Source organism: Legionella lytica (genome assembly GCF_044626755.1).
Taxonomy (GTDB): Bacteria; Pseudomonadota; Gammaproteobacteria; order Legionellales; family Legionellaceae; genus Legionella; species Legionella lytica_A.
Map to the genome: position 1 here is coordinate 520,789 of NZ_JBGORX010000001.1, position 20,951 is coordinate 541,739.

The following is a 20,951-nucleotide window of genomic DNA, read 5'->3' on the forward strand; positions in this document are numbered from 1 at the left end:
ATCGTTTGCATAAAAAACTGACTTATATATTTTCTCCTCTATACTTAGCTATAACTATTGCTTAAATTTTTAATAGTTGGGTATGTTATGGAAAAACCACTCTATAAAATTTTACTCATTGAGCCTAATATTAAGGTGGCTCGTAGCATTCTCTATTGGTTGCAGGATAAAGCGGATGTAACTCATGTCGCAGATCTTGACGAATGTAAGAGACAAGTAGCACTTGCTGATTGGGATCTAGTCATTACCGACATGAATTTACCTGAAATGGATGATTTAGATATTACCATTATGGTAAAGAATGCAAATCCAGAAACCTCATTACTGATTGTTACCGAAGACAAAAAGGTGGATTTTATTATTTCTGCTATGCAAAACCATGCCGATGGTTTATTTTTTAAGCCGCTACAGGAAAAAGAATTTGTTGCCAAGACCTTAACTTTAGCAGAAGAGTCCAGAGGCAGACGATTTAAAGACAAAAAAATAGTGCTAGCAATCGGTGCTCATCCTGATGATGTAGAGTTTGGTTGCGCAGGAACGTTAGCGAAGCATCGGGCGGATGGAGATTCTTTAAACATTCTTACTTTAAGCATGGGTGAAGTAGGAGGGGATTCATCAATTAGAACGCTGGAGTCACAGAAAGCAGCAGAAATTCAAAATGCCCAATTATTTATGGGAAGCTTCACCGATACGGATATTAATCATTCAGCGACCACTATTCAATTTATTGAAAAAATCGTGCAAGAAGTACAACCCACTCATATTTATACACATTCGTTCCATGACAGCCATCAGGATCATCGTAGTACTTATCAATCAACAATCACTGCATGCAGAAAAATTCCTAATCTATACTGTTACTTATCTCCATCTTGTACCGTAGATTTTAAGCCTAATGTATTTATTAATATTGATAAATTTATTGAGGTTAAGTTACTGGTTCTCGGCTTATTTTCAAGCCAATACAGCATTCGCCCATACCTTGACCCTGATATGGTTAGAGCCACAGCAAGGTATTGGGGACGTTTTAGCAATTATCATTTGGTTGAGCCAATGGAAGTCATTAAAGGGCATTCATGATGCCTGATATAATCCTTCATTTTTAATGTATTGATAGACTTCTTGGGGGAGTTGCAATCCTACATTCACGTCATCTTTGATTTCTTCACGGATTTTTGTCGAGGATATCTCATAATGACCGGCATCAAACATAAAAATTGCTCCTGCCGTACTATTTAACAATACGGTTTTGTCCTTACATTGATAATCGCTCGTGAATTGTTGCATTAACTCGGAAGTTTGATGCTGAAGAAACTCATTGCGATTGATAACCATAATATGGGCTAAAGTAATCAGTTTTTCCCATTGATGCCATCTAGGTAATGAAATAAAGGCATCGTAGCCAATAATTAATGTAATTGACGCATTGGAATATTCTTTTCTAAAGCTTTGCAGCGTCTCAACCATATAAGAGGGGCTGCCGCGTTCGATCTCACGTAAATCCAATTTAAATTGAGGATAAGCCTTTAGGGCTAACTCAATCATTTTTATACGTTGTTTATTAGTCGCCGAGGCTGCTGGCTTTATTGTTGGGACTTTACAGGGTAAAAAAAAATAAGAATCAAATTTAAAAGAGGATTGAATACTTAAACTTGTTTGCAAATGTCCATTATGAATTGGGTCAAAGGTCCCGCCAAAAATTGCTATATGCTCCATGTATCCCCCACTAATTTCCCAATGCATAGTGATAAAGCCAGATTTTCCAGTGCATTCCATATTTGGCCATTAACGCTTGATTTAATGCGTTCATCAATTTGGTAGCAATATTGGTGTAATCGTTGGAGTTCGGCTCTATTTAAGCGCTTGCTGGCGGTTTGGTAATGGTTAAAACGCTGCGGCCATATTTTTAATTGGCTACAGGCTGTTTTAATATCCATTTGTTGTTGCAATAAATGAGATAGCTGAAGTAAAAGTCTTACTTCTTGAGTGAGCATCCACAATACTAAAGTGGCTTCAGTTTTGTTATTTGCGGCATGCCTTAAAATTGGAATGGCTTGTGCAGGGTTACCTAATAAGCAAGCTTCTGTTAATTCAAACAAATCATGATCACATTGATCGGATAATTGTTCTTGGGCCTGTTGAACACTAATCTTATCAGTGGGAGCATAGGTTAAAACCAGTTTCTCAATGACTTGAGCACAAGCAAGCATATTACCTTGTGTGTAATGATGAATTATTTCGGGCACTAATGGGTCAAAGTTAAACGCATGAGCTCTTAGTTGGGCGGCAATCCATCCCTTCATATTCGCCGGACCTAGTGCGTAAGCAACTGAAAGAATGGCTTGTTCATGGGAGGCTAACCATTGTAATTGCTTTGCCGGTATATTGGGTGCACGAATGATAATAAAGCAGCGGGTATTAATCGAGTTTAGATAATTGGTGATAATTTTTTTTCCATTGGCATCGAGGGATTTTTTATCGAAATAAATATTCAATAAGATGGCATCGGAAAATAAAGAATAGCTGTTGGCTTCCTCAAGAACATTATTCCAATCATCTGCAGATTGAATAGAGAGTATTTTTTCATCACACTCATAATCTTTTTTAATGGCGGTTTTTATCGTGCGCAATGACTCATCAAGAAGATATGTATCCTGACCAATCAGCATATAGAAGGGGGCAATTTTTTTTTGTACTTGCTGGGCAAGCATTTGCTGTTTAATCTGCATGGTATTTCATTAGTTAATTAACAGGCTGAATTCCATTAATATTTACTTCTACATCACGATGACTGAGTTGGTTTAATAGTTGAACGGCCGCATCTTGCTTCATTTCACTTATTAAAATAGCTTCTTCATCGGTGGAGCCCAGAATGCGATCATTGTTTATGGTAATTTGACGTGTAACCTGAACTGTTTTAGGTAATTTTATTATTTTTCCCTTACGAGTTTGCAGCATAAAATCAATGGCTAAGGTGAGCACATATTGTCTTGGGTTGGTACTTGCTCCCACACTAACAATTTGACGTGAAATAAGTTCGCGGTTGATGATTAGCCAGTATTTAGCTAGAGCAGGGTCTGATTCCACATGAATATTATAACCTTCTATTTGCGCCTGAAGTATCGAAATTAGCTCTTTATCCGAGTTTTTGGCAATAATTGCAATATCATTGAGCCAAGTAGGGACATTCGTCATACCACGTAAGTGAAAACCGCATGCACAGAGCATAAGGCTAAGCATTAGTGGTATGAACAGCTTTTTCATTAGGCAACGACCAGGTTAATTAACTGTCGGTGTACTACTACAATTGCTTTTTTAACCGCTTTACCCGCGATAAAATCATGTGCATGTTGTTTCGCTTCTTCAATTAAAACATCTTCAGCGGTATCAACATTTGCTGTAAATTGTGCTCTTAGTTTTCCATTAACTTGGACCACAAAATCAACTTCTTCAGTCTTTAATGCACCTTTATCAACTCGAGGCCAATTGGCATCAATAATCGCCTTTTCAAAGCCAAGCTGTTGCCATAAATGATGCGTAATATGAGGCGTGATTGGAGCCAGTAAGCGTAACAAAATACTCATACAGGAATGAATAAAGAACTTATCTTCTTCAGTTTCCATAGAGTAGGCTGAAATTTCATTAAATAACTTCATACAGCCGGAAACAACGGTATTAAATTGGTTCCGATCATAGTCATGAGATGCTTGAGCAAGAATTTGGTGCACCACATGGCGTGATTTTTTCAAACGACTATCCGCTTGTTGCCAATTCACATGTCCGTTGCCACCAAGGATAATGTCATTAATCTCGGTAAACATATTGATATGTTGGTAAGCATAGGCCCAAACACGCTTCAGGAATCGATGAGCCCCTTCAACCCCTGCATCAGACCATTCGAGAGATTGCTCTGGAGGAGAGGCGAACATCACAAATAAACGCGCTGTATCTGCACCATAAGTGTCAATAAGTTGATTTGGGTCAACAATATTACCAACAGACTTTGACATTTTATGGCCGTCTTTTAATACCATACCTTGAGTCAGTAAGGCTTTAAATGGTTCATCTGAATTCACTAAACCTTCATCGCGCATCAGTTTATGGAAAAAGCGAGCATAAAGTAAATGCATTACCGCATGTTCAATTCCCCCAACATATTGGTCTACAGGCGTCCAATATTTAGCACGGTCATCTAACATTGCATTTTCTTGGCCTTTACATGCAAAACGTGCGTAATACCAGGATGATTCAACAAAGGTGTCAAAGGTATCGGTTTCACGAGTAGCATCCTGTCCGCATTTGGGGCAGGGGACATTTACGAATTCTGGGCATTGAGCTAAAGGTGAGCCTGAGCCAGTAAATGATACATTTTCTGGTAGGACTACGGGTAGATCAGTCTCTGGAACTGGAACGGTACCGCATTGTTCACAAAGGATCATAGGTATTGGTGTACCCCAGTATCTTTGTCGGGAAACACCCCAATCGCGCAAGCGGTAATTAATGGTTGCTTTACCTGCATCATTGTCTTCAATGAAGCTGGTAATCGTCGCAATTGCAGTAGTCGATTCTATACCATCAAATTGACCGGAGTTAATTAAAGTGCCTTCGCCCGTGTATGCTGATTTTGTAAAATCATGTGCTACATCGCCAGCAGGTTTGATTACTTGCTTGATTGCTAAGTTATATTTCTGTGCAAATTCCCAATCTCTTTGATCATGGGCAGGAACGGACATTACCGCTCCTGAGCCGTATTGCATTAATACGAAGTTGGCGATCCAAATCGGAAGTTCTTCACCCGTAATTGGATGAATTGCTGTCATACCTGTTGCAATTCCGCGTTTCTCCATCGTTGCAAGTTCCGCCTCAGCCATTTTAGTACCCTGGCAGCTGGTAATAAAGTCGGCTACTTCTTGGCTATGGATTGCTGCTTCTTTCGCAATCGGGTGATCGCTGGCAACGGCAAGATAGGTGGCACCCATTAAGGTATCAGGGCGAGTGGTATAGATTTTCAAACGTTTAGTATAATTATTTACGTTGAAATGGATTTCTGTTCCCGTAGAACGACCAATCCAATTACGCTGCATTTGTTTAACTTGAGCAGGCCACTCATCTAGGGTATCCAATGAGCTTAATAATTCATCGGCATAGGCGGTGATTTTAATAAACCACTGGGAAATTTCTTTACGTTCAACTAAAGCACCAGAACGCCACCCACGGCCATCAACTACCTGTTCGTTTGCAAGTACGGTCTGATCTACTGGGTCCCAGTTAACAACCGCATTTTTCTTATACACTAAGCCTTTTTCAAATAAGCGAATAAAAAACCATTGTTCCCAACGATAGTATTCGGGCGCACAGGTGCAAATTTCACGACGCCAATCATAGGCATTACCTAAGCGTAAAAATTGCTTTTTCATTGATTCTATATTTTGTTTAGTCCATTTCGCAGGATGAATGCCATTCTTTATCGCAGCATTTTCGGCAGGTAGACCAAAAGCATCCCAACCAATTGGTTGCAGTACGTTTTTGCCTAAGGCGCGTTGATAACGTGCGATCACATCACCGATGGTGTAATTACGCACGTGCCCCATATGTAATGTTCCACTGGGGTAGGGAAACATGGATAAACAATAAAATTTCTCTTTGTTTAAATCTTCAGAAACATTGAAAGACTGTTTTTTATGCCAATACTGTTGAGCTTGTTCCTCAACTTCTTGTGGTATATAGGTATTATCCATGGTTCAATATTATTTTATAGTAACTTTAAGATCGCTAAGGATAACTCCTCTTGTGCTTGCCAGCAATAGAAAATCGGACTCGTGCATGCATAAAAATTTCTTGACATTCTCTGGACATCACGTTAATGCCAGAGGCTATAGCTCATCCTACGGACTGTAACGAAGAGGTATTCTGAAAGAGGTACCCGATGGTAACCCATATTATCGCAGCGAAATACGGGACTCATATCCCGTACTAAGATTCTGTCTAATAGGGACTACACTCATGCCTTCCGTCGAAACCACATGAACAAAGTAAAAGATAAAAACAGTATACAAAAGATAAACGCAGGCATTTCACTCCATCTAATCCAAGGAGTGATGCCTTCGGCAGGATAAATAGTACCTTGCAAAATTCCAGCGCTAAAGGGCGGAAGCATTTCAGTTATCTCGCCATTGGTATTAATTACCGAAGACAGCCCATCATTATTCACTACGACTTGATAGCGACCTGTGAGAATCGATAAAATCTGTGCCATTTGCAGCTGTTGATAGCTGGCAAACGAATGTCCAAACCAACCATTATCGCTGATGGAAACAATCCATTGAGCCTCTGGCATTTGCATTCTCAGAAGATAAGGATAGGCAATTTCATAGCAAATTAAGCTAGCGATTGGGTGATTGGCTACCTTAACTAATGACTGATGAATTTTTCCGGGTACTAGATTGGCATCCGGTAAATTAAACCAACGATTAATGGTTTGTAAGGGTTTGGGAATATATTCACCAAAAGGCACCAGTTGTCTCTTTAGTACTTTACCTTTCCCTGTTCCTAGAGTAATGACTGAATTGTAGTAACTCGCTTCACTATCATTTGTCGGCTGCAATATGCCTAACATCAGGGCACTATTTGCTTTTATGGCTTTGTCATTGAGTTTATGCAAATATTTATCTAAATAACTAGCGGGTAAAGGGAGGGCTGACTCGGGCAAAATAATTAATTGCTTGCCTAATAACTTATTAATCGCTTGCTCATAGTGTTTTAACATATTCCAAAATAATGTTTCATCCCATTTGTCCCGCATGGATAAATTTGCCTGAACTCCACCAATCGTAATCGGGTCTTTGTGCACTTGAGTCCAGTTCACATTTTTGAATGCGAACGGGCTAATCATCAACAGAATGAAAACAATTACATAGATAGTGCGTTTGCTGGAGTGTTCTTCCTGTACTGTAAGTACTAAAAATGAGGCAAGGAAAGCGCACAGCAAGCTTAAGCCATAAATTCCTAGAAGCGGAATGAGGTATTTAATTGGTGTATCAATCAGTACAGTACCTGCAAATAACCACGGAAAACCACTAAACAATGTTGCTCTGAGGTATTCACTGATACACCATAAAACGGCAAAGAGTACAGCGGATAACAATTTGCTGTGCTTAAACTCAAGAATTTTGAAGGAATAAGCAACTAGGGCCGGAAAGAGTGCCAGATACATGATAAAAACTAAGGTTACTAATCCGGAAAGGAAATAATTTAATTGACCATAGTCATGTATGCTGACAATAACCCAAGAAACCCCAAGGCCAAAGTAACCGATGCCATAAAAAAAGCCCCGATAAAAGCTTTGTTTTCTAGAACAATTTTTTAAACTGGCATATAAAAAAGCCAAGCTTAAAATAGTTAGTCCAGGCATATGAAAGGGGGCAAAGCCCAATGCCGCTACAAGCCCAAGAATAAGCATCAATAAATATTTAATATAGCCAATGCGTATGGAAGTACTCAATGGAATGGAATTGGCTAAAGCAGTTTGCTTCATATGCTGTCATAAAATTGGAAAGTCATAAGATAAAGGAGTACTGTTTTCAGGTCAAGAAATTTGAAAAAGCTATTTTGAATATAGATTAACACCGCTCACTTTGCAATTAGCGAGTTTTTGTGTACGATTATCCCCGACTTACAATGGAGAGGGATTTATATGTACAATGTCATGATTACGGGTGCAGGGAAAATTGGTAGTCTAATCGCCTGTTTATTAACGGAAAGCGGCTCTTATCAAGTTCATTTGGTCGATGTTGATTTTAATGGGTCTGATGTAAAGCGATTACTCAGTGCTTTACCCAAAGTAAAAACAGTAGCTTTAGATGTTACCGATGAACAAGCCACACAAGCCTATATGGAAAAAAATAATATTGTGGCAGTTATTTCAAGTTTACCTTATTTCTTAAACACGCATGTTGCTTCAGCAGCCAAAGCAGCTGGCGCCAACTATTTCGACCTAACGGAAGATACATCGGTTACTGATGCAGTAAAAGCAATTGCTAAAAATGCTGAAACTGCGTTTGTTCCCCAGTGTGGATTAGCTCCAGGATTCATTAGCATTGCGGCAAATAGTCTAATGCAAGAATTTGAAGAGTGCCATCATGTTAAAATGCGTGTAGGTGCATTACCACAAAACGCAAACAATGCATTGCATTACTCATTAACCTGGTCAACTGACGGGGTAATCAACGAGTACGGCAATCTTTGCTATGGTATCAAATATGGCAAGGAGGTTACTTTATCTCCGCTAGAAGGTTTGGAAGCAATTCAAATTGATGGCTGTGAGTATGAAGCATTTAATACTTCAGGTGGTTTAGGTAGTTTGGCTGAATTGCATGCTGGCAAAGTGCAAACCATGAACTACAAAACAATGCGTTATCCTGGCCATTGCCAAAAAATGAAGTTCTTAATGAATGATTTACGCTTAAATGAAGATAGAGGAACTTTAAAGCGTATTTTAGAAAATTCTATTCCTAAGACTTATCAAGATCTCGTTATCGTTTATGTTACTGTTGAAGGTATGAAACGTGGTGAGCTGACTGAAAAGAACTACGTGAAGAAAATATACCCACAAGTCATTGCAGGATTAGAATGGTCTGCAATTCAAGTAAGTACTGCTTCTGGTGTTTGTGCTGTAGTTGACCTGGTATTAGGACAAGCTAATGAGTACAAAGGTCTAGTCTATCAAGAAAATTTCCAATTATCGGCAGTATTAGAAAACCGCTTCGGTCGTTATTACGCTTAAGGTAACTACGTAGCTCGTATTAGACGAAGTCGTAATACGGGTATCAATACTATATCGCCCCGTATACGACTCGTCTAATGCGGGCGACAAATTAAATCAGTCCCGTTTTATCCTATACAAAAGAGTTTTCAAGGAGTTATACATGGAATTATTAAGGCAATTACATATTCAAGGTAGCAATGCAGGAGCTTTCAGTGGCCAAGGCTGGCACAGCAATGTTCATGCAGATACTTTTGCCTCTTTCTGTCCAACAAACAATGAGAAACTTGCTGAAGTAGCTCCTTGTACCATGGATGATTATGAACAGGTTATGACCCGTGCGCAAAATGCTGCTCTAGCATGGAGAATGGTTCCTGCACCAAAACGTGGTGAAATCATCAGACAAATAGGGCAAGCTCTTCGTGAGAAAAAAGATTTACTTGGAAGCTTGGTTTCTTTAGAAATGGGTAAGTCTAAGCAAGAAGGTGATGGTGAAGTTCAGGAAATGATTGATATTGCTGACTTTGCAGTGGGTCAATCGCGTATGCTTTATGGTAACTCCATGCATTCTGAGCGCCCAAATCATCGAATGTATGAGCAATGGCATCCTTATGGGATCATTGGTGTTATCTCTGCTTTTAACTTTCCAGTGGCTGTTTGGGCTTGGAATGCATTTTTATCAGCAATCTGCGGAAATGTGACCTTATGGAAGCCTTCAGAAAAGACTCCGCTTTGCGCGATCGCAGTTCAACATCTTTGTAATGAGGTATTAAAAGCAAATAACTGTCCAGAAATCTTTAGTTTAATTATTCCTCAAGGCCAGGCAGTAATCGATGCGATGGTTAATGACAAGCGTATTCCACTAATTTCTTTTACCGGTTCAACCGCCGTAGGAAAATTAGTTGCGGCAAAAGTCGCATCTCGATTAGGGAAAACAATTTTAGAATTAGGCGGTAATAATGCCATCATCCTCGATGAATCAGCTGATTTACATTTAGCAGTTCCCGCGATTGTTTTTGGTGCGGTGGGGACAGCCGGTCAGCGATGCACTACAACACGACGTTTATTTGTTCATGAGTCTCAATACGATTTTATTATCGAAAAGCTGCGCTCTGCCTATGAGCAAATAACAATTGGTGATCCTTTAGACTCAAATAATTTAATGGGGCCATTAATTGATAAGCATGCAGTAGAGCAGTTTAAAAAGACGATTGCCCGCGTGAAAGAAGCTGGTGGCAAGGTTGTGTTTGGTGGCGAGGCATTGAACCAATCGGGCTCTTTTGTACAGCCCACTTTAGTTTGTAATGTAAAAAATGATTGGGATATTGTGCAAGAAGAGACTTTTGCGCCTATCTTATATGTGATGTCGTATCGTTCTTTAGATGAAGTGATTGAGATGCATAATAATGTTCCTCAAGGCTTGTCTTCGGCAATGTTCACACAAAACTTAATGCACGCAGAGCGTTTTTTAAGTGCTTGGGGTAGTGATTGTGGAATTGCAAACATCAATATTGGTACTTCCGGAGCTGAAATTGGTGGTGCCTTTGGTGGTGAAAAAGATACGGGCGGTGGACGTGAATCCGGTTCAGATTCCTGGAAGGCATATATGCGTCGCCAAACCAATACCATTAACTGGGGTAGTGAGTTGCCATTAGCTCAGGGTATTAAATTTAATCTATCTTAGGAACTGTTTATATTTCTATTATCTTGGCCAAAATGATCTGATTTTCTGAGCTCCGATGCTGTGTGCTTTGCTTCGGTGTTCTACAATCATGCCATTTTGCCTCAGGTTAGCCAAATGTAAACAATTCCTGTATTGGTCCTGTAACCACAGGACCATGAGTGTGAATGATATTCATTAATTAATGAGGGAAAAATAATGCAGGAACCATTTTTCATAAAAAAAGTCGCGGTTCTCGGTGCAGGGGTTATGGGTGCTCAGATTGCTGCACATTGCGTCAATGCTGGAATAGAAACTCTTCTCTATGACTTGCCTTCTAAAGATGCTAATGCCAATGCATTAATCGACAAGGCAATCGCTAATTTAACTAAGTTAAAGCCAGCACCTCTTGCTACAGCACAAACAGCAGCCCTGTTACACGCTCGAAATTATGAGCAAAACTTAGCGGAGCTGACTGAGTGTGATTTAATTATTGAAGCAATTGCAGAACGTTTGGATTGGAAAGAAGACTTATACAAACGTATTTCACCTCATTTAACGGATCGTTCCATTTTAGTTAGTAATACTTCTGGACTGAGTATTAATGCACTGTGTGCGGTATTACCTGAGGCACACCGTAAAAATTTCTGTGGCGTTCACTTTTTTAACCCACCCCGTTACATGCATCTTGCAGAACTTATTCCGGCTAAGACAACTGATGCAAAATTAGTCGATCATTTAGAAGCTTGGCTTACCAGCTATTTAGGTAAAGGTGTGGTTCGCGCTAAAGATACCCCTAATTTTATTGCAAACCGTGTGGGCGTATTTTCTCTATTAACTACCTTGCATCATGCCTCAGCCATGAATATGGGATTAGATGAAGTAGATGCGTTAACTGGACCATTATTAGGACGACCCAAATCCGCAACGTTCCGAACTATGGATGTAGTTGGTTTAGACACCATGGAACACGTAGTTCGTACGATGCAAGAGCAATTAAAAGAAGATCCTTGGCACCATAGTTTTAAATTACCTGAATGGTTATCCGGATTAATTAAAGAAGGGCATTTGGGACAAAAATCAGGTCAGGGTATTTATCGCAAAAATGGTAAAGCCATTGAAGTATATGATATTCAATCAGCAAGCTACCGCCTATCAAAATCAGAAGTAAGCGATGAGCTTAAAGCAATTATGGGTAATGCTGATCCTGTTGCCCGCATGCATGGCTTAATGACATCAAGCAATAAACAAGCTAAGTTCTTAGCTGCCTGTTTTAGAGACCTATTCCATTACTGTGCTTATCATCTTGAGACGATTGCGGATAACGCAAGAGATGTGGACTTAGCGATTCGTTGGGGCTTTGGTTGGATGCAAGGGCCATTTGAAACTTGGCAATTATCTGATTTAGCTAAAACAACCCAATTTATTAGTGAAGCAATTAAGGAAAGAGCAACGCTAAGTACCGCTCAGTTACCTGGCTGGCTTTTTGAGATTGATGCATTTTATAAAGAAGAAGGAGCTTATTCGCCTCAAAAAAATAACTATCAGCCCCGCAGTGAATTGCCTGTTTACAAGCGTCAGTTTTTCCCTGATCGAGTCATCAAAGAATCAGCACATCCAACGTCTGTTCTTTATGAAAATGATGGGGTACGTTTATGGCATTTACAAGATGACGTTGCTGTTCTTAGTTTCAAGAGTAAAGCGAATACTTTAGGACAGGCTGTTTTGGATGGTTTAGAGGCATCTTTAGACGTTGCTGAAAAACAATGTCGTGGACTCATTATTTATCAACAGGATGCGGCAAACTTTAGTTCTGGAGCTGATTTACGCCATGTAATGAAATTGATCCAAGACAATAAGATGCAAGCACTTAATGACATGATTGCTCAGTTCCAAGCTGGTGCCATGCGCTTAAAATACAGTTCAATTCCAACAGTTGCTGCATTAAGAGGACGTGCTTTAGGTGGTGGTTGTGAATTTATGATGCATTGTGATGCGGTTGTTGCTGCCTTTGAATCATATCCTGGCTTAGTTGAAGTGGGAGTAGGGGTAATCCCGGCAGGGGGCGGATGTAAAGAAATGGCGATGCGTGCAGCGAGTATTCCTCATGCTGATTTAATGACGGTTATTCAAAGCTATTTCCAACAAATTGCGATGGCACAAGTAGCTGGTTCTGCTGCTGAAGCAAAACAAATGGGTTATTTACGTAGTACGGATACCTTTGTAATGCATGCGGATGAAGTACTTTATGCCGCATTAAACAAAATTAAATTGATGCATGCGGAAAACTACCTCCCACCTTTACCAAGACAATTTAAAGTTGCAGGGATTGAAGGGCTTGCTCGATTACAGACAGGTTTAGTGAACTGGCTAGAAGGTGGCTTTATTTCGCAACACGATTATTTCTTATCTACAGAATTAGCAAAAGTACTTTGTGGTGGCAATCTCAATCAAGGGGCACTGGTTGATGAAGCTTGGATGTTGAAATTAGAGCGCGATGCCTTTGTTACCTTAGCATCAACGCCGGAAACACAGGCTCGCATCAGTCATTTATTAGAGACTGGCAAACCATTACGTAATTAAGTGCAACTTATCTTCTCTCTCGGCTTAGTCGAGAGAGAATGAAGCATAAGGAAGATTAACAGATGACTAATGTATATATAGTTGATGTATTAAGAACTCCAGTAGGAAAAGCACCTCGGGGTGTATTTAAACATACGCTACCCGATGATTTATTGGCGCATACAATCAGAACTTTAATGAGCCGCCACCAAGATGTTGATTGGGAAGAAATTGGCGATGTTGTTATTGGTTGTGCTATGCCTGAAGCGGAACAAGGTATGAACGTAGCTCGTATCGCCTCGTTACTTGCGGGGATGCCACAATCTGTTCCGGCAATGACGATTAACCGTTTTTGTTCTTCCGGCGTACAAAGTATTGCTACTGCTGCAGCATCGATTCGCAGTGGTGAAATGCAATTGGCTCTTGCTGGTGGCGTTGAAAGCATGTCTATGGTGCCTTTAGGTGGTAATAAATACACAGCAAATCCATCATTTTTTGATAATGAGCATGTTGCTATTGCATACGGAATGGGTATAACAGCAGAAAATGTGGCGAAGCAGTGGGAAATTACTCGTGAGCAGCAAGATGAATTTGCTGCTGAAAGTCATAAAAAAGCAATTGCTGCTCAATTACGTGGTGATTTCAAAGCAGAAATTGCACCTGTAGAAATCACTATTAGACAGCCAAATTTGGCAGACTCAACTACCACTGTTAAAACCAAGTTGATTTCAGATGATGAAGGGCCAAGAGCAGATACTTCTTATGATGTTATTTCTAAATTAAGACCTGTTTTCGCATTAAAGGGAACAGTTACTGCCGGTAATAGTTCACAAACCAGTGATGGAGCAGGTATTGCTTTGTTGGCTAGTGAAGAAGCAGTTCGTAAATATAATTTAAAGCCAATGGGACGATTATTAAGTTTTGCCGTAGAAGGTGTTCCACCTGAAATTATGGGAATTGGGCCAATAAAAGCCATTCCTGTTGCTTTAAAACGTGCTGGACTAACTTTAGAGCAAATCGATTGGATTGAATTAAATGAAGCTTTTGCTGCTCAGGCTTTAGCGGTTATTAAAGATCTAGGTTTACCACCAGAGAAAGTAAATCCTCTAGGTGGCGCTATTGCTTTGGGACATCCTTTAGGAGCAACCGGTGCAATTAGAACAGCAACCTTATTACACGGTTTACAGCGGACTAAAGGTAAATACGGTATGGTAACCATGTGTATCGGTACCGGTATGGGGGCTGCAGCGATCTTCGAAGCCTTATAATTTAAATGTGGCCTTGACGGGGTATGTAAATTTCGTCATGGCGATAGTTTATTTTATCCTGAATTATCGCGGCTTGGCCGCGGTAATTCGGTCTACTCAGTTTTCCGCCGCATGATTGAATTCACATAAAAATGAGAAGCAATTCCGAACAGAACTTTAAAAAGTAGCATTTGGACGTATTTCAGCAAAACCTGTAATTTATAAATTCACGACCAAAACTCTCCTGAAAAAATACAATTACAGGAGAGCCCGAATGAAAAAGATGGTCTTAAATCTGAGGGTGTTAATTTTTATCGCGGAATATAATGCGAGCTTTAGATAAGTCGTAGGGGGTTAGTTCCACTTTAACTTTATCACCCGTTAAAATTCTAATGTAGTTCTTGCGCATGCGACCAGAAATGTGAGCAGTAACAATATGCCCATTTTCTAATTCAACACGAAACATGGTATTGGGCAGGGTATCTATAACTGTGCCAGCCATTTCTATATGATCTTCTTTTGCCATAGGTCTCTCAAATGATTACCAAATCGGTTAATTAATGTTTTCAAAATGAAAACATGACTCTTTGGCAAGTATACTGCTAAAATGAAGATAATGGCAATTATGCAATGCTGAAATTTATACTTAGGTATTAATTGTACTAATGTGCGTTATCCTGCAATCATAGTTTCACGATTTGTTTGTTTTAAATTGTTCCACTTGTGTTGTTTTAATCCAACCTTTCGGCTACCATTGCCTCACTTGTTAAATGAGGTCGGTGGTTTTTTGACCTCCTCATAGCATAAAAGATCCAATACTTTATAAAACAACTGGAGCATTAAGTGAACCGTATTTTGCTATTTATACTCATCAGTCTTGTTGGTGTTGTGAATGCTGGACAATTTTGGCCTAAAGAAAAACCTACTTGTCCTGTGCCTAAAAAATCCATGAACGTAGATGATTTTCGAATAGTTTCCACTGGTGCTGCTGCCATAATCGAAGATGAAAATGGTCGAGAATGGAATGTATATATCTATAGTAAAAATATAACTGTTAATAAAGAAATCATTAAAGAAGTAATTTCTAATCCTATGAATGAAATACCGAGGCAGGCAAAAGAAGTATTCGGTGCCTGGTTATGTGCTTATGAAGGGAAGGCTAAGGATGTACTATTTGAAGGTAGTTCAAGCTACATGAAACCATAGGATAGGTTGCGTTTGGTTATACAGGAGGATATTTGGCCAAGAGATAGTTGCGAACAATTTGGTTTTCCTGTGCCTAATAAATTGTGCGTTCGCAACGTTTATGAAAAAGTAGTTTGCCACACCCCCTGCATATTCGGATATTTCAAGGTATTTTTTAATAGACGCATAAAATCAGTACGGCTAATAATTTCTGCACCCAAGCTGAGTAAATGAGGGGTAGGGAGCTGGCAATCAATAAAATCAAAATCCCATTGTTTCATCGTTTGGCATAAATAATAAAGCGCAATTTTTGATGCATCAGTGACCTTATGAAACATGGATTCACCAAAAAAGGCGCGTCCTAGGCTGATTCCGTACAATCCACCAACGAGTTCATCGTCAAGCCATACTTCGAATGAATGAGCATAGCCCATTGCATGTATTTCTGTATAGGCCTCAATTATGTCATTAATAATCCAGGTATTTTCCACTCGCTCCGAACTCGTAGCACAGGCTCGTATCACTTCTGAAAATGCAGTGTCCACAGTGATTTTAAATGTTTTTTTTAATGATTTTTGTAAACTACGAGATACTTTAAATGCCGAAGGGCGTACAATAAGTCGTGGATTAGGTGACCACCAAAGTACGGGGGATCCAGGCCCATACCAAGGAAAAATACCTTGTGAGTAGGCTTGTAATATACGTTGCGGGCTCAAGTCGCCGCCGATAAGTAATAGCCCTTGTTTATCGCTGGTTTCAGGATCTGGAAATATAAACTCTTCGTTAGGCTCTATTAACATTTACACAGTTTCTCCCTGACGCTCCCAAAACCCGAGATTTGGAAGTATATTGAATATATTCTACAATTACTATAAATGCAGCGAGGGGGAAAGCAATTGCACTTGGATTATCTTTACAGTTTGGGAAACATTTTAATTCTTCTTAGCCTGAGCTGCAGAAAGGTTCTTTTGATCCGTATTATCTTTGCTCTTTCTGATGGCTCATTTCTAGTATATGGAATATTAGCTCACATCCCCCCCATGGCTTACTGGGCAATTGCCTCGTTACTTGTTAATTTCGTGCAAATTGGTTTTTTGATACGAGATATGATGCCTAAATATTTAAGTGATGAATTACAATCGATTAAAAAAATATTCTTTGACAGCATGCAAACTAGTGATTTTTTACGTCTAATTAAATTAAGCCATAGGGGTTCTGCCTGTAATGAAGTTGTTTTAGAAAAAAATCAACCAGTGAAAGCCTTAATGCTCATAACCAATGGTCATGTTTACATTGATCTTCCTGATTCAATCTTAGAACTAGGGCATTATCATTTTATCGGAGAAATGAGTTATTTTAGTGACGGTAACGCCAGCACGACCATCCATGCACGTGAACCAGTTGAATATATTTATTGGAATTATACCGATTTGCGACGCCTACAAACCAAAACTCCGCCCTTATTTATGAAAATGATTGAGGCAATGGGGAAAGACATTATGTTAAAAATGTTGAATCGTAATAAAGAAACGCCCAGAGCAACTCCATCCAATCAATAAGTTAATCCTGCTTCAGAATGGAATTTTCTTTAAACCAATAGACAAAAAATATCAATCCGTTCAAAATTTACCCTTTTGAAGGCTAAGATGACAACCTGCCGTCTACAACATTAAGCCAATTGATGAGTGACTTATCTACATTAAAAGAGAAGTATCAAACAGATTTTGAACCACAATGTAATAATGCTAAAGCGATTTTGCAATCGATGCTAAGCGTTTTACGGTTTTGTTGAGAGAAAAGTAAACTCAAGTGCTTTTTAAAGAAGCACAAAGCCCTGTCCCTCATTCTCCAGAAGTTATGCAATGCTAGCGTTTGAAACCGGCTCTGAAGGCGAATGTGATATGAACATACGATGGATACACATTCTAAGGGAAGAAATCAATAATAGCCAAGCAATAGAGGTAAATTAATGAAAACCCGGCTGCCAAACAACCGGGTTTTTCTTTTCCCACACGATGGGGAGAGGAGGGGAGTTTATTCCAGCTCTAAATCTAAATATTGCTCTGCATCTAGCGCTGCCATACACCCAAAACCCGCGGATGTAATCGCTTGACGATAAACGTGATCAGCAACATCCCCACAAGCAAAGACCCCATGTACCGAAGTACTGGTTGCCATGCCATCAAGCCCTGATTTTATCGTGATATAACCATCTTTCATGTTGAGTTGATCTTTGAATAACTCAGTATTGGGAGTATGGCCGATAGCTATGAACACGCCATCCACATCGAGTTGTTCCGTGGAATCATCACGAACATGGCGAATTTTTGCACCAGTAACTTTTTTCCCATCACCGATTACTTCATCTAAGGCGCTGTTCCAAATAATTCTAACGTTACCATTTCGTGCTTTTTCAAATAATTTGTCCTGAAGGATTTTTTCGGCTCGCAAACTATCTCGTCGGTGAATCAGGGTGACATGAGATGCTAGGTTAGACAAATACAAAGCTTCTTCAACCGCAGTATTTCCACCACCGATAACACAAACTGCTTTATTACGGAAAAAGAAACCATCACAGGTTGCACAGGCAGAAACCCCACGACCTTGATAAGCTGATTCAGATTCTAAACCTAAGTAACGTGCAGATGCTCCAGTGGCAATGATTAATGCATCACAGGTATACGTTTCGCTATCACCGCGTAGAATGAAAGGTTTTTTAGATAAATCCGTGCTGACGATATGATCATAAATAATTTTTGTATCAAAACGCTCAGCATGTTTTTGCATGCGATCCATTAATGCTGGGCCTTGCAAACCTTCAATATCTCCTGGCCAGTTGTCCACTTCTGTAGTTGTGGTCAATTGTCCACCAGGCTGCATGCCGGTAATTAAGACGGGATTTAGATTTGCTCTTGCGGCATAGACTGCAGCAGTGTAACCTGCAGGCCCTGAACCCAAGATGATTAAGCGGTGGTGGTTACTATCGCTCATCGACTCTGCCTTCCTTAATATTTTGATATTTTGTGTTAAGATGGCGAACATTATGACATAAACAAACCTTTGAATATACCTATGGCAAAACAACAATCGGGAAGAAAGGCTGGCTCCCTAAAAAAAACCATGCCAAGTTTCATCATCAAACGTCTGAGTGAGGGCGGTTTTATATTGTCTGTAACTGGGGCTTTGTTTGTTCTTTTATCGTTAATGACCTATAAGTTCACTGATCCAGGCTGGTCGCATGTATCGCGTGCTGGAAAAACTGTTGCTAATTCTGGTGGACAGGTAGGTGCGTATATTGCCGATACCCTTTATTTTATTTTTGGCTATTTCTCTTATTTATTACCAGTTGTTTTTGTTTATGTTGCTTGGGCAATACTGCAAGATCTTCGGGCATTAAAAGTCCTTGATCTTCGCGTGTTATCTTTGCGCCTAGGTGGGTTCTTGATGATGGTCATTGGGGGCAGTGGTATATTAAGTTTTCAAGCTCATTGGAATCGCCTGGATCCCATCCATGGTCCAGGAGGGCTTATTGGTCAAGCCGTGGGTAAAGCATGGTTTCATATGCTGAATTTACATGGTGCAGTACTCGTTTTATTAGCCATGTTTTTGGTGGGAACTACTTGGCTTACTGGAATTTCCTGGTTGCAGGCAATTGAGCTCATTGGCTTTTACACTCTCTCATTGCTCAATAAGGCTTATGTTGTGGTAAAAAATGTAATTACTACAAGCTGTTTATGGATTGCAGGATATCAAACACGCCGACAAGCTGCAGAAGAGGCACCTACGCCCGAAAAAGCAGTGCCTAAGCTCTTTAATGCTAAACCTGAGCCAATACAGGAAAAAGCAGCTCCAGTATTAATGGCTAATATAGAGAAACCAATTGCTCCACGACCGGAATCTGTAAGAGCAGAGGTAATCAGATCTGAACCGCTTAGGACAGAGCCCGTCCGAGCTGAAGTAGCAAAACCTGCTCCCGTGGTTGTTGCTGCACCTCCACGCGAACTACAGGAAATCCGTGCTCCTAAACTCCACAATCCAGGCACTTTACCAGGCTTAGATTTGTTGGATAGGGGAGAGCCCGGAAAACCAATGGGGGGCTATACCCATGAAGAATTAGAACAAGTTTCTCGGGATGTTGAGCAACATTTATTGGATTTTGGTGTGCAAGCGGATGTGGTCGCTGTTCATCCAGGCCCGGTTGTTACACGCTTTGAATTGCAATTAGCTGCTGGGGTTAAAGTCAGTAAGTTAACGGCTTTATCTAAAGACTTGGCGCGATCTTTATCTGTAACTTCAGTTCGCGTGGTTGAAGTTATTCCTGGTAAAACAGTAGTGGGTTTAGAGCTGCCAAATCAGTCGCGGGAAATGGTTCGTTTGTCTGATGTATTATCAGCTGAAGTGTACCAACAGGCACATTCGCCAGTTGCGTTGGCCTTAGGGGTTGATATTGCAGGGCATCCAGTCGTTGTTGATTTGGCTAAAATGCCACATCTATTGGTTGCCGGAACGACTGGTTCGGGTAAATCCGTAGGGATTAATGCGATGATTTTGAGTATTCTATTTAAGGCTACTCCTGACCAGGTTCGTTTGATCATGGTGGATCCAAAAATGTTGGAGTTGTCTGTTTATGACGGTATTCCTCATTTATTAGCTCCTGTGGTAACCGATATGAAAGAGGCGGCGAGCGCTTTACGTTGGTGTGTTGAGGAGATGGAGCGTCGTTATCGATTAATGGCCTCACTGGGCGTTAGAAACCTTGCTGGTTTTAACACGAAAGTTACTGATGCGATTGCTAGTGGTGAGCCATTAACGAATCCATTATGGAAGCCAGTAGACTCGATGGATGAAACAGCTCCCTTGTTAGAGGCTTTACCTCATATCGTCGTTGTTATTGACGAGCTGGCTGACATGATGATGGTTGTCGGTAAAAAGGTAGAACAGCTAATTGCGCGTATTGCTCAAAAAGCGCGTGCTGCGGGAATCCATATGATTTTAGCCACACAGCGTCCATCAGTGGATGTTTTAACGGGGTTGATTAAATCAAACATTCCAACACGAATGTCATTCCAGGTTTCCTCCAAAATTGATTCTCGTACTATACTGGATCAGCAAGGTGCAGAACAATTGTTAGGCCATGGAGATATGTTGTATTTAGCTCCAGGAAGTGGGGCTCCATTACGTGTTCATGGTGCCTTCGTTGATGATAAAGAAGTGCATCGTATCGCGGATGATTGGCGAGCTCGTGGTGAGCCTGACTATATTGAGGACATCACTAGATTGGGTGTAGATGGTGATGAAGGGGGGAGCGGTTCTGATGGCGATAGTCAGGCTGAAGATGATGATCCACTTTATGATCAAGCCGTAGAGTTTATCATCCAAACCCGTAAAGCCAGTATTTCTGCAGTACAACGACGGTTAAAGATTGGTTACAACCGCGCTGCGCGTATGGTTGAAGAAATGGAACGTACAGGAATTGTTGGCCCCTTAGATGGTGGCTATCGTGATGTCTTAGTGAACTCCATAACAGAGGATTGAT

The 20,951-nt window shown here is 40.3% G+C and carries 16 protein-coding genes; 8 read left to right on the plus strand and 8 right to left on the minus strand.

Going from position 1 to position 20,951, the window contains the following annotated elements; translation table 11 throughout:
- The first annotated feature begins 87 nt into the window (after positions 1-87).
- Positions 88-1,080, plus strand: coding sequence for a PIG-L family deacetylase (locus tag ACD661_RS02165; protein WP_400185977.1), 993 nt, complete (start codon positions 88-90; stop codon positions 1,078-1,080).
- On the opposite strand, the gene nadD is transcribed toward ACD661_RS02165, so the two are convergent.
- The 5 genes from nadD to lnt all read right to left on the minus strand — a co-directional run bounded on the left by nadD (position 1,075) and on the right by lnt (position 7,534).
- Positions 1,075-1,716 (minus strand): nicotinate-nucleotide adenylyltransferase, encoded by a 642-nt coding sequence (gene nadD / locus ACD661_RS02170; protein ID WP_400185979.1) that lies wholly within the window; start codon positions 1,714-1,716, stop codon positions 1,075-1,077. The two genes, ACD661_RS02165 and nadD, sit on opposite strands and share 6 nt — an antisense overlap.
- Positions 1,704-2,729, minus strand: a complete 1,026-nt coding sequence (holA, locus tag ACD661_RS02175; RefSeq protein ID WP_400185980.1) for a DNA polymerase III subunit delta — start codon at positions 2,727-2,729, stop codon at positions 1,704-1,706. The genes nadD and holA overlap by 13 nt, the downstream gene beginning before the upstream one ends.
- 13 nt (positions 2,730-2,742) lie before the next feature.
- Positions 2,743-3,264, minus strand: a complete 522-nt coding sequence (locus ACD661_RS02180; RefSeq protein WP_400185982.1) for an LPS-assembly lipoprotein LptE — start codon at positions 3,262-3,264, stop codon at positions 2,743-2,745.
- Positions 3,264-5,738, minus strand: coding sequence for a leucine--tRNA ligase (gene leuS / locus ACD661_RS02185; RefSeq protein WP_400185983.1), 2,475 nt, complete (start codon positions 5,736-5,738; stop codon positions 3,264-3,266). The genes ACD661_RS02180 and leuS overlap by 1 nt, the downstream gene beginning before the upstream one ends.
- Positions 5,739-6,001: 263 nt before the next feature.
- Positions 6,002-7,534, minus strand: coding sequence for an apolipoprotein N-acyltransferase (gene lnt, locus ACD661_RS02190; RefSeq protein ID WP_400185984.1), 1,533 nt, complete (start codon positions 7,532-7,534; stop codon positions 6,002-6,004).
- A gap of 159 nt (positions 7,535-7,693) precedes the next feature.
- Between lnt and ACD661_RS02195 the strand changes: the two genes are divergently transcribed.
- The 4 genes from ACD661_RS02195 (at position 7,694) to ACD661_RS02210 (ending at position 14,251) form a co-directional block, all read left to right on the plus strand.
- The gene (locus ACD661_RS02195) at positions 7,694-8,782 is read left to right on the plus strand and encodes a saccharopine dehydrogenase family protein (RefSeq protein ID WP_400185986.1); all 1,089 of its coding nucleotides are present in this window, start codon (positions 7,694-7,696) and stop codon (positions 8,780-8,782) included.
- A gap of 142 nt (positions 8,783-8,924) precedes the next feature.
- Complete coding sequence (gene amaB, locus ACD661_RS02200; protein ID WP_400185988.1) at positions 8,925-10,445, plus strand: L-piperidine-6-carboxylate dehydrogenase; 1,521 nt, start codon at positions 8,925-8,927, stop codon at positions 10,443-10,445.
- 195 nt (positions 10,446-10,640) lie between these two features.
- The gene (locus tag ACD661_RS02205) at positions 10,641-13,004 is read left to right on the plus strand and encodes a 3-hydroxyacyl-CoA dehydrogenase/enoyl-CoA hydratase family protein (RefSeq protein WP_400185990.1); all 2,364 of its coding nucleotides are present in this window, start codon (positions 10,641-10,643) and stop codon (positions 13,002-13,004) included.
- Positions 13,005-13,066: 62 nt separating this feature from the next.
- Positions 13,067-14,251, plus strand: coding sequence for an acetyl-CoA C-acyltransferase (locus tag ACD661_RS02210; protein WP_400185991.1), 1,185 nt, complete (start codon positions 13,067-13,069; stop codon positions 14,249-14,251).
- A 283-nt stretch (positions 14,252-14,534) separates the two neighbouring features.
- Here the strand turns inward: ACD661_RS02210 and infA are convergent, their stop codons facing one another.
- Complete coding sequence (infA, locus tag ACD661_RS02215) at positions 14,535-14,756, minus strand: translation initiation factor IF-1 (RefSeq protein ID WP_252578672.1); 222 nt, start codon at positions 14,754-14,756, stop codon at positions 14,535-14,537.
- Positions 14,757-15,073: 317 nt separating this feature from the next.
- Between infA and ACD661_RS02220 the strand changes: the two genes are divergently transcribed.
- On the plus strand, positions 15,074-15,436 hold the full coding sequence (locus ACD661_RS02220) for a hypothetical protein (protein ID WP_400185993.1): 363 nt from the start codon (positions 15,074-15,076) through the stop codon (positions 15,434-15,436).
- 98 nt (positions 15,437-15,534) lie between these two features.
- Here the strand turns inward: ACD661_RS02220 and aat are convergent, their stop codons facing one another.
- Positions 15,535-16,215, minus strand: coding sequence for a leucyl/phenylalanyl-tRNA--protein transferase (aat, locus tag ACD661_RS02225; RefSeq protein WP_400185995.1), 681 nt, complete (start codon positions 16,213-16,215; stop codon positions 15,535-15,537).
- Positions 16,216-16,383: 168 nt separating this feature from the next.
- Here aat and ACD661_RS02230 point away from each other — a divergent pair, with 168 nt between their 5' ends.
- Positions 16,384-16,974: a cyclic nucleotide-binding domain-containing protein gene (locus ACD661_RS02230; RefSeq protein WP_400185997.1), complete on the plus strand. Its 591-nt coding sequence runs from the start codon at positions 16,384-16,386 to the stop codon at positions 16,972-16,974.
- Between the two features lie 475 nt (positions 16,975-17,449).
- Here ACD661_RS02230 and trxB read toward each other — a convergent pair whose 3' ends face one another.
- A complete protein-coding gene (trxB, locus tag ACD661_RS02235) occupies positions 17,450-18,406 on the minus strand; it encodes a thioredoxin-disulfide reductase (protein WP_400185998.1) in 957 nt (318 codons plus the stop codon).
- A gap of 81 nt (positions 18,407-18,487) precedes the next feature.
- Here trxB and ACD661_RS02240 point away from each other — a divergent pair, with 81 nt between their 5' ends.
- A complete protein-coding gene (locus ACD661_RS02240) occupies positions 18,488-20,950 on the plus strand; it encodes a DNA translocase FtsK (RefSeq protein ID WP_400186000.1) in 2,463 nt (820 codons plus the stop codon).
- Position 20,951 lies beyond the last annotated feature (1 nt).

Coding starts and splice junctions, on each gene's coding strand:
- ACD661_RS02165 (WP_400185977.1), top strand. CDS start 88: ATGGAAAAACCACTCTATAAAATTTTACTCATTGAGCCTAATATTAAG.
- nadD (WP_400185979.1), bottom strand. CDS start 1,716: ATGGAGCATATAGCAATTTTTGGCGGGACCTTTGACCCAATTCATAAT.
- holA (WP_400185980.1), bottom strand. CDS start 2,729: ATGCAGATTAAACAGCAAATGCTTGCCCAGCAAGTACAAAAAAAAATT.
- ACD661_RS02180 (WP_400185982.1), bottom strand. CDS start 3,264: ATGAAAAAGCTGTTCATACCACTAATGCTTAGCCTTATGCTCTGTGCA.
- leuS (WP_400185983.1), bottom strand. CDS start 5,738: ATGGATAATACCTATATACCACAAGAAGTTGAGGAACAAGCTCAACAG.
- lnt (WP_400185984.1), bottom strand. CDS start 7,534: ATGAAGCAAACTGCTTTAGCCAATTCCATTCCATTGAGTACTTCCATA.
- ACD661_RS02195 (WP_400185986.1), top strand. CDS start 7,694: ATGTACAATGTCATGATTACGGGTGCAGGGAAAATTGGTAGTCTAATC.
- amaB (WP_400185988.1), top strand. CDS start 8,925: ATGGAATTATTAAGGCAATTACATATTCAAGGTAGCAATGCAGGAGCT.
- ACD661_RS02205 (WP_400185990.1), top strand. CDS start 10,641: ATGCAGGAACCATTTTTCATAAAAAAAGTCGCGGTTCTCGGTGCAGGG.
- ACD661_RS02210 (WP_400185991.1), top strand. CDS start 13,067: ATGACTAATGTATATATAGTTGATGTATTAAGAACTCCAGTAGGAAAA.
- infA (WP_252578672.1), bottom strand. CDS start 14,756: ATGGCAAAAGAAGATCATATAGAAATGGCTGGCACAGTTATAGATACC.
- aat (WP_400185995.1), bottom strand. CDS start 16,215: ATGTTAATAGAGCCTAACGAAGAGTTTATATTTCCAGATCCTGAAACC.
- trxB (WP_400185998.1), bottom strand. CDS start 18,406: ATGAGCGATAGTAACCACCACCGCTTAATCATCTTGGGTTCAGGGCCT.
- ACD661_RS02240 (WP_400186000.1), top strand. CDS start 18,488: ATGGCAAAACAACAATCGGGAAGAAAGGCTGGCTCCCTAAAAAAAACC.